This window comes from Vibrio sp. 10N.261.51.F12 (genome assembly GCF_041471725.1).
GTDB lineage: Bacteria > Pseudomonadota > Gammaproteobacteria > Enterobacterales > Vibrionaceae > Vibrio.
On the sequence record NZ_JBFROV010000035.1, the window covers coordinates 1 to 14,627 of the forward strand.

Genomic DNA, 14,627 nt, shown 5'->3' on the forward strand with positions numbered 1-14,627 from the left:
AGGGTGTTTTATACTTGTTTCGCGGTTTTCCCAACGCAGCAACTCAAGTGCGTTCATTTGATTGTCATTGACTGCAACCAACCAAACTAATATGGTGGAGGGAGATGGATTCGAACCATCGAAGGCAGAGCCGTCAGATTTACAGTCTGATCCCTTTGGCCACTCGGGAACCCCTCCAGGGTGTTTTATACTTGTTTCGCGGTTTTCCCAACGCAGCGACTCAAGTGCGGAGCGAATCATAGCAAACTTCATAAAGCTGTAAAGTTTTTTCTTAGCATTTTGAACTGAATGATGCCTTTTTGGACAGAGGTGCCTAAAAAGACAGTTTTATCCCCTAATTATTGACCAATAGCTTGCTTGCGCGAATGCCGTTTTACGCTTACACAACCGTTAACTTTGCTGTTTAAAAAGGACTAATCCTGTGTTGTGAGTGTTTTTTAAACGAACTAAGTTCATGATATGTGTATCAGGAAATGTTTTTCCTGTGGGAGATAAGAGCGCGGTCGCGTATTGTATGAAAAGTCTTCGGGCAGGTTTGATGATTGAATAAATGTAAATAAATAGTGGCAGTAAGATTTACACTTCTTGACGTTATATTGCTGATAAGCGGCTAGAATATCCATAGTTTCTATATTGAAAGACAAATACGATGAAAAAAAATAAAACAATAATCGGTTTGCTGGCACTGTCTATTCTTAGTGCATCTTCTGCAAGCTACGCAAAACGCGGCCCTGGGGCTCAAGCTATTTCCGTCGTCACGGAGACGGTTGCGATTCACCAAGTCTCTCAGTCTCTGTCATTAGTCGGTAAATTAGAAGCCGACCAATCGGTGGTTATTGCTTCTGAGGTTTCAGGCATCGTGGACGAGATACATGTCACGGCTAATGAAAAGGTGCCTCAAGGGCAAGTGTTAATACTGCTTAATGATGATAAAGCGCGAGCATCGGTTGCCGAGGCGAAGGCTTATCTGCGTGATGAAAAGCGAATACTAACGGAGTTTCAACGCCTTGCTTCAAGTAATGCGATTACAAAAACAGAAATCGATGCACAAAAGACCAGTGTTGATATTGCCAATGCTCGTTTAGATGCTGCCAATGCATCTCTGAACGATTTGCATATCGAGGCACCATTTTCTGGTACTGTCGGCCTGATTGATTTTAGTCGCGGTAAGCTCGTTAACGTGGGGACTGAGTTATTAACGTTAGATGACCTATCAGTGATGCAGCTTGACCTGCAGGTACCAGAGCATTACTTGTCGATGTTGGAAAAAGGCATGGCCGTCACGGCAAAGACATCGGCGTGGGGAAATCGACTGTTTGAAGGTGAGGTGGTTGCCGTTGATACACGCGTTAACCAAGAAACACTGAACTTGCGTGTGCGTATTCACTTCCAAAACCAAGAAAACCGCTTAAAGCCAGGCATGCTTGCGCAAGCTAATATGGCATTTCCTCCAATTGAAGCACCGATTATCCCCGTTCAGGCTCTTGAGTATTCGGGCACGAAACGCTTTGTCTATGTCATCGACGAGAATAACAAAGCACACCGCACTGAGGTCTTTTTGGGCGCGCGCGTTGGCAACCAAGTCGTGATTGAACAAGGTGTCGAGATTGGTCAACGAATCGTTGTGCAGGGTATCGTCAACATGCGTGATGGATCCTCAGTTCAAGAAGTGAAAGCTGAGCCTACGGCTCAACGTACAGAAACCATGACCGAAATAGTTAGCGAGAAGGAAGCGAGCTAATGCTTTTATCGGATATTTCAGTAAAACGCCCTGTCGCTGCGGTCGTATTTAGCCTGCTTCTATGTGTATTTGGTCTGGTGTCATTCAATAAGCTGGCGGTGCGTGAAATGCCAGACATTGAAAACCCAGTGGTGTCGATTTCAACGCGTTATGAAGGCGCATCAGCGACCATCATTGAAAGCCAGATCACCTCGACAATTGAAGATCAGCTTTCCGGCATCAGTGGTATTGATGAAATTGAGTCGGTCACTCGAAATGGGATGTCACGAATCACCGTAACGTTTGAACTCGGTTATGACTTGAATTCTGGGGTGAGCGATATTCGTGATGCTGTTGCTCGAGCGCAACGTTCGTTGCCGGATGAAGCCGACGATCCACTTGTCTTCAAAAACAACGGCAGTGGAGAGGCCTCCGTTTACATCAACCTTAGCTCATCGGTCATGGACCGAACTCAGCTTACGGATTATACCAACCGCGTCTTATTAGACCGCTTTAGCCTAATTTCAGGTGTCAGTTCGGTTGATATTTCTGGTGGGTTGTACCAAGTGATGTACATCAAGCTAAAGCCGGCTTACATGGCGGGACGCGGCGTGACAACCGACGACATTACCTCCGCGCTGAGTTCTGAGAATATAGAACGCCCAGGGGGAGAAGTCCGTAACGATGCGACGGTGATGTCGGTACGAACTGCCCGAGCGTATAACACGCCGGTGGATTTTGAATACTTAGTGGTGAAGCGCGCGAGCGATAATACGCCGATTTACCTTAAAGATGTCGCTGATGTTTACATTGGTGCGGAAAACGAGAACTCGACATTTAAGAGTGACGGTGTTGTCAATGTCAGTATGGGCATTGTGCCGCAATCCGATGCGAACCCTTTGGAAATGGCCGACTTAGTCCATAAAGAAGTCGAACGCATGCAGCAGTTCTTGCCTGAAGGCACGCGCTTGGCCATTGACTATGACTCAACAGTATTTATCGACCGCTCGATTTCCGAGGTCTACAACACCTTGTTCATTACAGGATGTTTGGTCATATTGGTCCTGTATATCTTTATAGGGCAAGCGAGAGCAACATTAATTCCTGCCGTTACCGTGCCGGTATCCTTGATTGCATCGTTTATTGCTGCGTACTTTTTCGGTTTTTCAATCAACCTAATTACCCTGATGGCATTGATTCTATCGATAGGGCTGGTTGTGGATGATGCTATCGTCGTGGTCGAAAATATCTTCCATCACATCGAAAAAGGTGAACCGCCGTTATTGGCGGCTTACAAAGGGACCCGTGAAGTTGGCTTTGCCGTCGTGGCAACCACACTCGTGTTGGTGATGGTTTTCCTACCCATCTCATTTATGGATGGCATGATCGGACTGTTGTTTACAGAATTTTCCGTATTGCTGGCCATGTCGGTGATTTTTTCATCATTAATCGCCTTAACGCTTACGCCAGTACTTGGTAGCACGATCTTAAAAGCGAACGTGAAACCGAATCGATTTACCCAATTGGTTGATAAAGGTTTTAGAAAACTAGAGCGTGGTTATAAACGCGCGCTAGGGCAAGCGCTGCGCTTTCGATGGATGGCACCTGTCGTCATTTTGGCCTGCGTTGGGGGAAGCTTTCAATTGATGCAGCAGGTTCCAGCTGAGCTTACGCCGCAAGAAGACCGAGGGGTAATCTTTGCGTTTGTTCGTGGTGCAGATGCCACCAGCTACAACCGCATGGCGGCCAACATGGATGATGTAGAAGAGCGACTCATGCCTTTACTCGGGCAAGGGTTCCTTAAGTCATTCAGCATTCAGTCACCAGCGTTTGGTGGTAATGCGGGCGACCAAACTGGTTTCGTTATCATGATCCTTGAGGATTGGAATGACCGAGATGTGACCGCGACAGAAGCACTCGGACAGGTGCGTAAAGCGCTGACAGGGATTGCCGATGTACGTGTCTATCCGTTCATGCCTGGATTTAGAGGTGGGTCTAGTGAGCCGGTTCAGTTCGTGATTGGTGGTTCCGATTATGCAGAGCTGCAAAAATGGGCGGACCTATTAGAGCAGCGTGCTGATGCCTCTCCGATGATGGAAGGAGCAAGTACAGATTACTCTGAGAAAACGCCTGAGTTGGTTGTGACGATTGATCGTGAGCGAGCCGCGGAGCTAGGGATTAGCGTTGCGGATATCTCTGATACCCTTGAGATCATGCTTGGTGGTAAAAGTGAGACTACCTATGTTGAGCGTGGTGAAGAGTATGATGTTTATCTACGCGGAGATGAAAACAGCTTTAACAACGCCGCCGATCTCAGCCAAATTTATATGCGGACTCAATCTGGTGAGTTAGTGACCTTGGACGCCGTGACCGATATTGATGAAGTGGCATCGTCGACTCGACTGTCTCACTACAATAAACAGAAAGCGATCACGATTAAGGCGAACTTGAACGACGGTTATACCCTAGGAGAAGCGTTGGACTTTATGGACCAACAAGCGATAGAAATGCTTCCAGGCGATATCTCCATCAGCTATGCAGGAGAGTCAAAAGACTTTAAAGAAAACCAGTCGAGCATTTTTGTTGTGTTTGCGTTGGCATTGCTGGTTGCTTACTTGGTCCTTGCTGCGCAGTTTGAGAGCTTTATTAACCCGCTCGTGGTGATGTTTACTGTGCCGATGGGGGTGTTTGGTGGTTTCCTTGGCTTAGTCATTATGCAACAAGGGCTCAATATCTACAGCCAGATTGGTATGATTATGCTCATCGGTATGGTGACTAAAAACGGTATTTTGATTGTCGAGTTTGCGAATCAACTTAGAGATAAAGGCATTGCTTTTGAGCAGGCGATCATTGACGCATCAGCGAGGCGTTTACGTCCTATTATGATGACAGCGTTTACCACGTTGGCTGGCGCAATCCCACTGATTGTGTCGACGGGCGCGGGCTATGAAAGTCGTGTTGCTGTTGGTACGGTGATCTTCTTTGGCATGGCGTTTGCGACCGTGGTGACCTTGTTTGTCATTCCTGCGATGTACCGCTTGATCTCGGTGAAAACACAATCCCCAGGTCATGTTGAGGCTGAACTGAATAAGGCACTCGATAAAGACGTGAAAGCGCGCAGCAGCCACGGTTAGGTTTTCTCCAAGCGAATAACGTGTTTATTACGATTAAAAATGCCCAGCAAATGCTGGGCATTTTTTGCTTTGTTGGGTACTCTTGAGTAATAAAACTCACCATCAAAAGGAAAGTAAAGTGGCTGATTTTAAATATAAAGCGCTCTCTCAAGAGCAACAAGATAAGCTCGACGCGGCGGTATTTCGTCGCTTGCTCGCCCACCTAGATGCCAATAAGGATGTTCAAAACATCGACTTGATGATCCAAGCAGGATTTTGTCGAAACTGTTTTAGCAAATGGTATAAGGCGGAAGCAGAAAAATCTGAGCTGGATCTGGATATTGATGATGCTCGTGAGCGCGTTTATGGCATGACGTATGACGAGTGGAAACAAAACCATCAACCTAAGGCAACGCCAGAGCAGCTAGCGGCATTCGAAGCCAAACAAAAATAGCCGTTATCACACCTAGCCGCGCTTTATTTATGCGCAAGTCATATCAAGAAAGTGGCGGCAGGTGTTTCGTAATGCGCTCCTTTTTAATAACACTACTTCCTTGTTAGTAATACTCTCCCAATGTCTGTCCTTCACTATTTGTCCTAACGCCCTTGTAACACTGAGCTTGGCTATACCCTAATCGGGGTACCCGGATTGGTGGTAATCACAACTTATTCGCCACGTTATTTATAATTTCGCATCGAGTGTTAGCGTAGCGAATATAAGAATAAGCAGTGATGGGTAAAGGGTTGTATGTTTGTATCCAAGAAAAAATTAGCAGCAACGCATCAAAAAATGCTGGCTGAGAAAGCAGAAAAAGAAGTATTAATGTTGCGTATTGAAGCGCTGACCCAACAGCTTGAGATTAAACAAGCGGAGGTCAAGGATCTCCACATTACGTTAACAGATCAAAAAACACGCTCTCGTCGCTTCTTAGGTATGGTTGTCCCACATCTTGTTAATGCTGCACAGAGCATTGAATGTGCCAACAACGATTTGATTGAACAAAGCGATCAGTTGCAAAATAAGTTGGGCATCTTTGAGTCTACGCAGCATCAGCTTGAAGCGATGTTCCGCTCCCTTGAGCTTGTATCTGAGTCGTCGGCAGAGAGTAAGGGCACTGTGAATGCACTGCAGATGCTAACGGCTGATATCAGTCAGTTCATCAGTATCATTCAACAAATCTCGGAACAAACCAATTTATTGGCCTTGAACGCGGCGATCGAAGCGGCGCGAGCAGGAGAGCATGGACGTGGATTTGCGGTGGTCGCGGATGAGGTTCGCTCATTAGCAGGGCGAGCCAATGAAGCCGCTAGTGAGATTTCAGGTCTTGTTGAGCGGATTGAATCTAGCACTAACCTAGCGGGTGAAAACATCGAAAAAGTCTCGACGCAAGTTGCCGATGCCTCTGTAGGTGCTGCGGAGATAGTACAAGACACTCAGTCAATACTGTCGCTTTCATCGAACACCGTGGATGTTATCTATAAGAGTACCGTGGATATATACGCCTCTAGCGGGATCGCTCAGTATACCAATATGTGGACCACCGCCCATGCCAAACTCATTGGCGCTGATTATGACCGGGCCTTGTTACTCACCAGTGAACTTGAGACGACGTTTGGCTTGGTTGTTGCGAATCATGAAGAGACACGTCAATTGGCGAAAGTGGGCGGACCGCTAGAATATTTTTCCGTTAAGGCGAGATCGTTTCATGATGGGTTACGCTTGATCGAGGAGGATGAAAGCGACTTACTGGTCGTCGAGCAGTTGGACCAATCTTATCAAGACCTTGTCTCTTACATTACGGCGGCGCAAATGAAGGTTAAGCACTCTTACCGTCGTTAGGTGATGTGTTTCGTCTAGATAGAATGGAAAGCTTAGTTAACGTGCGCATGAGCTCATTCATAGTCAAAGTAACCTGACCAGCGTCGACATAGCAAAAGGAGTGACTCAGTCACTCCTTTTTGAAACATTGAGCTTGTTAGCTTGTTAGCTTGTTAGCTTGTGCCTTAGCGACGAGGCGTTTATTAAGCGCTGCACTCACCTGTCGCTTCAAATATTTCAAGCTTTTCAAGATAGGGTTGCAAGTCACCAATATTATTACGAACCCATTCTGGATTGTAATAGGTGTCAAGGTAGCGCTCACCACTGTCACAAAGAAGCGTGACGATCGAGCCAGTTTCGCCCCGTTTTTTCATTTCACAAGCAAGTTGCAGTGCACCAAATAAGTTGGTACCGGTTGACGCGCCAACCTTGCGTCCTAAGACTTTCTCTAACCAATGGATAGTCGCAACACTGGCTGCATCAGGAATGGTACGCATTTCATCGACAACACCCGGAATAAAGCTTGGCTCGGCGCGAGGGCGACCAATGCCTTCAATCTTACTGCCACAATCGCCGGTAACATTCTTATTACCCGTTTTATAATATTCGTGGAAAACCGAGTTTTCTGGGTCAACGACACACAGTTTAGTATCGTGCTTTTGGTAGCGGATAAAGCGGCCTATCGTAGCCGATGTGCCACCGGTTCCTGGGCTCATCACAACCCATGTCGGGATAGGATGATCTTCTAACTCCATTTGGCTAAAAATAGAGTTGGCGATGTTGTTATTTCCACGCCAGTCAGTTGCACGTTCTGCATACGTAAATTGATCCATATAATGACCATTGAGTTCGTCTGCAAGACGGCGAGATTCCGCATAGATTTGGTCAGAACGATCAACGAGGTGCGCTTTACCACCATAGAACTCAATCTGTTCGATTTTTTTGCATGCGGTGCTCTTTGGCATAACAGCGATAAAGGGGAGTCCGAGCAATCGTGCGAAATAAGCTTCTGACACCGCCGTACTGCCTGATGAAGATTCAATAACCGTTGTCTCTGGACCAATCCAACCATTACAGATCGCATACAAGAACAAAGAGCGCGCTAAGCGGTGCTTGAGTGAACCTGTCGGGTGTGTACTTTCATCTTTTAGATACAGATCGATGCCATCGATGCTTGGTAGATCAAGCTTAATGAGATGGGTATCAGCAGAGCGTTGATAGTCTGCTTCAATTTTACGAATTGCGTTGTTTATCCATTGATGATCAGTGCACATAGTTAGGCTTCCTAAAGGTTTGTCTCTATGATTGTAATTTACCTATATTTAGGGAGAAAAACTTTGCTATATTTACTGTGATAATTAGCTTTAATAGCATTATTTTCTCTTTTGGGTGGTTTAATGGAAATTGATAGTATCGACAAAACGTTACTGGGATTGCTGCAACAAGACAGTACATTGTCGTTGAGCGAATTGGCGGAAGCCGTCAACCTTACGACAACGCCTTGCTGGAAAAGGCTAAAGAAGCTTGAAGAAAATGGCATTATTGCTAAGCGTGTGGCCCTGTTAAATCCAGAGTCATTAGGGTTATGTTTTACGGCATTCGTGCAGATTAAAACGACGAATCATTCTCATGAGTGGTACAAGGAATTTGTCGATACGGTCTCTTTATTCCCTGAGGTGATGGAGTTCTACCGCATGGCGGGGGAATACGACTACATGTTAAAAGTCTTAGTAAAGGACATGAAGTGCTTCGATGACTTCTATAAAAAATTAGTAAACAGTATTGATGAGCTTTCTAACGTGACCTCTACCTTTGCGATGGAGCCCTTAAAGTACACGACAGCACTGCCTATTCGCTAATAGAACGCTTGTCCGTTGAGGGCTTAGCCATCAGTGAGTAAGTAAGTGAGTGAGTAAGTGACTTTAGCGTCGGTCACGGGTTTTCATTTGTATCGTCGTTATTTATCGGCTTTGTATTTAATTAGTCATCTGGCTCTCAACTCTTTTCTGGGTACCTTGCCTACGTCGAGTAATCGCTCTATAAATACAGTCACTCTCCATGACGTTTCGACTTACGTCAATAAAGACAAGGAACGTCGATATGCTTCATCAATGTTTGGTCTCGATTAAAAAGCCGTTTATTAAAATGGTGCCCGTGCCCACACCTATTTGCATTTCTGGGCTAGGAAAGGTCAACGATATTGCTGATGTTTGCCGCGATCTGTTGGTTACATCGCCTTGTATTGTGACTGATGGTAGCCTTATGAAGCTTGGGCTACTTGATGGCTTATTACGTTCACTCGATGACGCTGGAGTGGTTTATTCTATCTTTGATGCAATAACACCAGATCCCGATTTTGATATGGTGAGGCGTGGTGTCGTCCATTATCAGCAACACGTTAATGATGGCGTCATTGCTTTCGGGGGTGGCTCAGCCATTGACTGTGCCAAGGCAATCGCAGCCAGTGTGAAGACCAATAGAGATGTTGCTAGGCTACCTGGGCTGTTAAAAGTGCATCGGCGCTTAATGCCCATTATCGCCATTCCCACAACCGCAGGAACGGGTTCAGAGTGCACAGTTGCGGCGGTAGTGAGCGATGTGAAAGCACGTAAAAAACGCTCGATAACCGATCCGTCACTAGTGCCTAAAGTCGCGATTCTTGACCCAAGCCTAATGATTGGGCTACCTGCTCAAGTGACTGCGGAAACGGGTATTGATGCATTGACTCACGCAATAGAGTCTTACCTCTCTGGGTATGCAAATAGTCAAACCCGAGCGTGGTCAGTCGGTGCGATTAATAAAATCGTTAACCACTTGCCGGATGCTTATCATCATGGCGGTAACGTGCCTGCACGTGAGCAAATGGCTCTGGCAAGCTTTGAAGCAGGCTTAGCATTTACACGTACATATATTGGTTATGTTCACGCGATCGCTCATCAATTAGGGGCTTTTTATCATGTCCCCCATGGGCGAGCGAACGCGATTGTCTTACCGCATGTGCTTCAATTTATTCAACACAGAGATAACGCTCGACTGACACAGCTTGCGATAGAACTGGGCTATAAAGACACAGTCGAACTGAGTGTATCCCAGCAACTGAATACCGCGATCACAACTCTGCTGGATACCGTTGGTATTCCTAAAACGGTAAAAGAGTTAACGGTACAAGATATTCCGCGCATTGCCGAACAAGCAATAAAAGAAGCCTTTGGTGAGTACCCTGTTCCAGAGGTTATGTCGTTGTCGGAGTGCCAACAAATATTAGAAAAACTTGTCGATGAAGGAGTCGAATAATGAGTCAAGTAGAGCTCAATGAAACACAGATGCGTGAACGATTTCACGAGCAACAACAGGCATTTAAAGAGTCTCCTTTTATTAGTCGTGAATTGAGGCTTAATAACCTGTCTAAACTAGAGCGTATTATTCGTGATAATCAGGCTTTATTTTGTGAAGCGATTGCAAAAGATTTTGGCCATCGGTCTTCAACAGAGACGGCATTGCTCGAGTTTTTCTTTTCTATTGATGGCGTGGTTGACGCAAGGAAAAATCTCAAAAAATGGATGAAACCCAAAACCCGTCATACCGCAATTTGGTTTAAACCCGCTAAAAACCGCATTATGCCTCAGCCTATCGGTGTGGTCGGGGTGATTGTCCCGTGGAACTACCCATTATTTTTATCCATTGGACCGATGACCGCAGCGCTCGCAGCAGGCAACCGGGTGATGGTGAAAATGTCGGAAAACTCTCAGCACCTTTGTCGCGCGCTTGCTCAAGCGTTCTCGTCTTCCTTTACTGAAGACGAAATCTGTTTCATTGCTGAGAGTGGAGATACGGGGCCGGCATTTTCCAAGCTGGCGTTTGATCACCTTATCTTTACTGGCTCGGGGGCGACAGGGCGCAAGGTCATGGCGTCAGCAGCAGAAAATTTGACGCCCGTAACCTTAGAGCTAGGGGGGAAGTCACCGACCATTATTGCGTCTGATTATGATGTCAAAAAGGCGATGAAGCGTATCCTGACCGGCAAGATGTATAACTCGGGTCAGACATGTGTGGCACCTGACTACTTATTTGTACCTGAAGAGAAGCTAGATGCTGTCGTGAAATCGGCAAAATCGATTGTAAAAAAACGCTTTAAAAGTATTGAGCATCGAGATTATACGGCGGTGATTGATGCGGTTTCTTTCCAGCGACTATCAGACACGCTGCAGTCTGCAAAAGAGGGCGCAGGCGAAGTTATCAACCTGATTCCAGACAGTGAGCCGGATGCTGAAACTCGACGTTTTCCGATTCATCTCGTGGTCTCTCCAGCGACAAATGAACCCGTGATGACGCGAGAAATCTTCGGGCCTATTTTACCTATATTGACGTATAAAACGATGGATGATGTGTACCACTTTATTAGTGAGCGCGATCGTCCATTAGCGCTGTATTTGTTTTCAAACGACAAAGCGCTACAAAAAACCACGCTGGAAAACACCTTGTCGGGTGGGGTCACCATCAACGATGTGATGCTGCATGTTGGCCAACACGATTTGCCATTCGGAGGGGTGGGGCCTAGTGGAATGGGGCATTATCATGGTCGTGAGGGCTTCAACAGTTTGTCTAAAATGCGCCCCGTCATGGTACAAGGCAATATCGCCGCAACCGGGTTTCTTAGCGCACCTTATTCAGGCTTTAGCCGCCGCATGATTAATTTTTTGATTAACAGAAAGTGGGGTAAATACCCGAACTAATTCCCTTAATTAAGTAGGAGTAAGCCGAATAGCAGCGAAAAAAAAGCCAGTAGAACGTCTACTGGCTTTTTAGCTTTCGTTATATATGAGCGGAAGGGTAACGCTCAATATTAGTCGTATTACTCGCCAAATCGCATCACGCCTTCCTGTACCGTTGAGGCAACTAAGTCACCTTGCTGGTTGAATATTTCGCCGCGGACTAAACCGCGTGAGTTGCTCGCGGTGGGGCTATCAATGCAATACAACAACCACTCATCAATCTTCACCGGACGATGGAACCACATTGAATGGTCAATGGTGGCCAGTTGAAATTTAGGTGTCATCATGGAAACCGCATGTGGATGCAACGCTGTGGTTAAGAAGCGCCAGTCAGAAGCGTACCCTAATAAGTATTGGTGTATTAAAGGGCTTTCTGGGACTTCACCATTGGCTCGTATCCAAAGCTTTTGGGTAGGCTCGGCTTTCTCAGGCTTAAGAGGGTTGATCACCGTAACCGGTCGCACCTCAATCGCTTCTTCACTGCAAAAGACTTCACGAATTTTTGGTGGCAGAAAATCCGCAATACGCGCCGCTAACTCAGACTCAGAAGCGTAGTTCTCTGGCCCCTCGACAGAAGGCATCTCAGTTTGATGCTCAAAGCCAGGAGCATGACCGTGATAGCTGGCCGTGAGGTAAAAAATGGGGCGACCATTTTGAATGGCTTTGACTCGTCGTGTACTGAAGCTTCTCCCATCACGCAGGTTTTCGACATCATAAATAATGGGCTTATCTGCATTACCAGGGTAGAGAAAATAGCTATGAAAAGAGTGAACGGTGCGATCATCTGGCACGGTGTAACGGGCGGCTGACAATGCTTGGCCGATTACTTGTCCGCCATACACTTGTGGTAGTCCGAGGTGTTGGCTTTGGCCTCGAAACAAGCCTTTGTCCAGTGTTTCTAATTGAAGCAGTTCCAGTAATTCGCGTAATGGTTTACTCATAAATTCACTTATACTCAATGTTGATACTGTCAGTGTGGATTTTGTCTGTTTGTTCGTCAAGCTATGCGCTAACTTGATTCTAGGGACACCTTGTAGGAATGGTAGTAAACCGGCTTACGTTGATTGTTTTTGTTCAACGTAAGGGTAAATTTCTGATATCTTTAATTTTATAGAGGCTGGCATCGACCAGTAACATGTGGCGAGTTAATAGAGAGGCGTTATGAAAAAGATACTAACAGGTTTAATGACAACGGCACTTGGATTAGCGTTAGTTGGGTGTCAAACCGCCCCAACATCTGAAACAACAGCACCGTCGCAGGCGGCTATGGAAAAGAGCATGATGTCAGTAAAAGGGTCGGTGGCTTACCGTGAGCGAATTGCCTTACCGCCGAACGCTGTTGTAACGGTTAAACTTCAAGACGTATCACTGGCCGACGCACCTGCCACTATGATAGCGGAACAGACATTTGAGACGGATGGTGCACAGGTTCCATTTGATTTTGAACTGAGTTACAACGCCGCCGATATTGATAGCAGACATCGATACAGTGTCAGTGCTCGTATTGAAGTTGATGGGAAGCTGCGCTTTATCAACGACACCGCTTACCCGGTTATTACCGATCAAAATAAAACACAAGAAGTGAACCTATTACTTATTGGAGTACAAGGTAAATAGCTCTTGGCATAAAGGGCCCTTATGTTAGGGCTCTTTAGTTATCGGGATCATTAGACCGCTACATCGAAAACTTTAGCCGTAATAGGCGTAGTTCAATTCCTTTAAGGCTGCCAGCCAAATTTCTTCAAACTTATTTTACCAGTGGCGGTGAACACCACGCCTTCTTCCATCAAAATAGCGCGTTGAACACTAAAACGATCGCCACTCAATGAAATCTCACCTTTACCATTAATCACTCGGTGCCAAGGTAGGGCGCTGCCTTTAGGAAGGTTGCTTAACGCCTTACCTACCTGCCTTGCATAGCCCGGATAGCCAGCCATTTTTGCAATCTGCCCGTACGTTGTCACACTTCCGAGTGGAATTTGGTGAATCACAGCAAAGATTTGTGTCCGAAACTGTTCCATACTGAATATTGTCCTAGTTCATTGTGCCATGGATCGGTATAGGGAGGAGCGATGGTATTTTCAGTGTTTCAGTTCATAATCACAAGTCTTCTTGCAATGGTTTGCGCCAGAGCAATCAGTGTAACGGAAGGGGATATTCCAGTGTTAGCACTGATGATCCCCGCGCTTTGGATACTTCCACAAGGAGGAGTGGCCGGTTTAGCGTTATTGGCCTCTATGGTCGTGTACGGATTAACGCTACCCATGCAAACCATCGCGATGTCTATCGCCGTGTGGATATTGTTGCCAGTGTTTATGGTGGCGTCGTCCAGACGAAGTAATATTTGGATTGTTTGCTTGGTTGGGCTTATCGTTATTACATTAAACGTTGGGCTAATGATGACGCAATTGGCTGGGAAGTTAGGGGGAACCCCAATGGTGACCCTTGTTCAAAGCTTCGCTGTCTTTGTCGCTTGGTATGCGGCAAGCCATTGGAAAGGCAGTAATCAACACAGCTGGTGGTCGTTGGCTTTGATACTCCCTATTTGGGCGGCAGGGTTGCCACACGCGGCACTTATCGCGCTGTGCTTTACAGGGATGCTTGCTTCAATGGAAAGCCTAGGGAAACTTAAAACCTTCCGCTGGAACAAATTATTATGTTGGACCTTGCCGAGTGTGGGTTTCGCCGCCCTAGTGGTTGTACCGGGTGTCGATGTGCCTAAGCCGGTGTTTGTTGTCTGGCTTTGCTTACTAGGCACCGCGTGGATGACTGACTATATCTTACGAAGTGATCATGAGAACCAAGAGCCTTAAGTAAAAAGAGTAACCTTGGTTGATGTACACAGGCGTTAAAGTTAGCTTTAACGCCTTTTTGTTTAATCTATAGTCACTTAAACCGCAGTTCTGCTAAAAATGCCGTTCAGCTATTGCATTCAATGCGCCTATACCTGATAATCCTTTCCACGATTTGGCGTTAGCGCAAAATCAACAGAATCTATGGAGGCCCTGGTCCTCCCGCAACAATAGTTCGTGAACTCGGTCAGATCCGGAAGGAAGCAGCCGCAGCGGATGACTTGTGTGCCGGGATGTGGCTGGGGCTTCCACCCTTCTGATGTTTGCAAAATAACTTATATCTATAGCACTCCTTTCTATACTAAATCTCCTTAAAGTACTCAGTTTCACCCTCTACCTTTACTCTTTATC

12 protein-coding genes, 1 tRNA gene and 1 other RNA gene are annotated in these 14,627 nt (G+C 46.2%); 10 read left to right on the forward strand and 4 right to left on the reverse strand.

What is annotated here, in order from left to right; all coding sequences use genetic code 11:
- Nucleotides 1-92 precede the first annotated feature (92 nt).
- Nucleotides 93-177, reverse strand: a tRNA-Tyr gene (locus AB4405_RS17790).
- Nucleotides 178-649: 472 nt separating this feature from the next.
- On the opposite strand from AB4405_RS17790, the gene AB4405_RS17795 reads away from it, so the two are divergent.
- From AB4405_RS17795 to AB4405_RS17810, 4 genes are all read left to right on the forward strand, one after another.
- Nucleotides 650-1,741 (forward strand): efflux RND transporter periplasmic adaptor subunit, encoded by a 1,092-nt coding sequence (locus tag AB4405_RS17795; protein ID WP_372062128.1) that lies wholly within the window; start codon nucleotides 650-652, stop codon nucleotides 1,739-1,741.
- Nucleotides 1,741-4,854, forward strand: coding sequence for a vibriobactin export RND transporter permease subunit VexH (gene vexH, locus AB4405_RS17800; protein WP_372062129.1), 3,114 nt, complete (start codon nucleotides 1,741-1,743; stop codon nucleotides 4,852-4,854). The genes AB4405_RS17795 and vexH overlap by 1 nt, the downstream gene beginning before the upstream one ends.
- Nucleotides 4,855-4,972: 118 nt before the next feature.
- Nucleotides 4,973-5,287: a DUF1244 domain-containing protein gene (locus AB4405_RS17805; protein ID WP_102471906.1), complete on the forward strand. Its 315-nt coding sequence runs from the start codon at nucleotides 4,973-4,975 to the stop codon at nucleotides 5,285-5,287.
- A 609-nt stretch (nucleotides 5,288-5,896) separates the two neighbouring features.
- Nucleotides 5,897-6,673, forward strand: a complete 777-nt coding sequence (locus tag AB4405_RS17810) for a methyl-accepting chemotaxis protein (protein WP_372062233.1) — start codon at nucleotides 5,897-5,899, stop codon at nucleotides 6,671-6,673.
- Between the two features lie 182 nt (nucleotides 6,674-6,855).
- Here the strand turns inward: AB4405_RS17810 and AB4405_RS17815 are convergent, their stop codons facing one another.
- Nucleotides 6,856-7,926 carry a PLP-dependent cysteine synthase family protein gene (locus tag AB4405_RS17815; protein WP_372062130.1) on the reverse strand — a complete coding sequence of 357 codons (1,071 nt, stop codon included), beginning with the start codon at nucleotides 7,924-7,926 and terminating at the stop codon, nucleotides 6,856-6,858.
- A 123-nt stretch (nucleotides 7,927-8,049) separates the two neighbouring features.
- Here AB4405_RS17815 and AB4405_RS17820 point away from each other — a divergent pair, with 123 nt between their 5' ends.
- The 3 genes from AB4405_RS17820 to AB4405_RS17830 all read left to right on the forward strand — a co-directional run bounded on the left by AB4405_RS17820 (nucleotide 8,050) and on the right by AB4405_RS17830 (nucleotide 11,385).
- On the forward strand, nucleotides 8,050-8,511 hold the full coding sequence (locus AB4405_RS17820; protein ID WP_372062132.1) for an Lrp/AsnC family transcriptional regulator: 462 nt from the start codon (nucleotides 8,050-8,052) through the stop codon (nucleotides 8,509-8,511).
- A 241-nt stretch (nucleotides 8,512-8,752) separates the two neighbouring features.
- A complete protein-coding gene (locus tag AB4405_RS17825; protein WP_102471902.1) occupies nucleotides 8,753-9,946 on the forward strand; it encodes an iron-containing alcohol dehydrogenase in 1,194 nt (397 codons plus the stop codon).
- Nucleotides 9,946-11,385 carry a coniferyl aldehyde dehydrogenase gene (locus AB4405_RS17830; RefSeq protein ID WP_372062133.1) on the forward strand — a complete coding sequence of 480 codons (1,440 nt, stop codon included), beginning with the start codon at nucleotides 9,946-9,948 and terminating at the stop codon, nucleotides 11,383-11,385. Before AB4405_RS17825 ends, AB4405_RS17830 begins: the two co-directional genes overlap by 1 nt.
- 119 nt (nucleotides 11,386-11,504) lie before the next feature.
- On the opposite strand, the gene tesB is transcribed toward AB4405_RS17830, so the two are convergent.
- Nucleotides 11,505-12,365, reverse strand: a complete 861-nt coding sequence (tesB, locus tag AB4405_RS17835; protein WP_372062135.1) for an acyl-CoA thioesterase II — start codon at nucleotides 12,363-12,365, stop codon at nucleotides 11,505-11,507.
- Between the two features lie 220 nt (nucleotides 12,366-12,585).
- On the opposite strand from tesB, the gene AB4405_RS17840 reads away from it, so the two are divergent.
- Nucleotides 12,586-13,041 carry a YbaY family lipoprotein gene (locus AB4405_RS17840; RefSeq protein ID WP_372062136.1) on the forward strand — a complete coding sequence of 152 codons (456 nt, stop codon included), beginning with the start codon at nucleotides 12,586-12,588 and terminating at the stop codon, nucleotides 13,039-13,041.
- A gap of 101 nt (nucleotides 13,042-13,142) precedes the next feature.
- Here the strand turns inward: AB4405_RS17840 and AB4405_RS17845 are convergent, their stop codons facing one another.
- Nucleotides 13,143-13,445 carry an MGMT family protein gene (locus AB4405_RS17845; protein WP_372062138.1) on the reverse strand — a complete coding sequence of 101 codons (303 nt, stop codon included), beginning with the start codon at nucleotides 13,443-13,445 and terminating at the stop codon, nucleotides 13,143-13,145.
- Between the two features lie 51 nt (nucleotides 13,446-13,496).
- On the opposite strand from AB4405_RS17845, the gene AB4405_RS17850 reads away from it, so the two are divergent.
- Nucleotides 13,497-14,237: a hypothetical protein gene (locus AB4405_RS17850; protein ID WP_372062139.1), complete on the forward strand. Its 741-nt coding sequence runs from the start codon at nucleotides 13,497-13,499 to the stop codon at nucleotides 14,235-14,237.
- A 190-nt stretch (nucleotides 14,238-14,427) separates the two neighbouring features.
- An RNA gene (gene ffs, locus AB4405_RS17855) (signal recognition particle sRNA small type) lies at nucleotides 14,428-14,524 on the forward strand.
- Nucleotides 14,525-14,627: the final 103 nt, after the last annotated feature.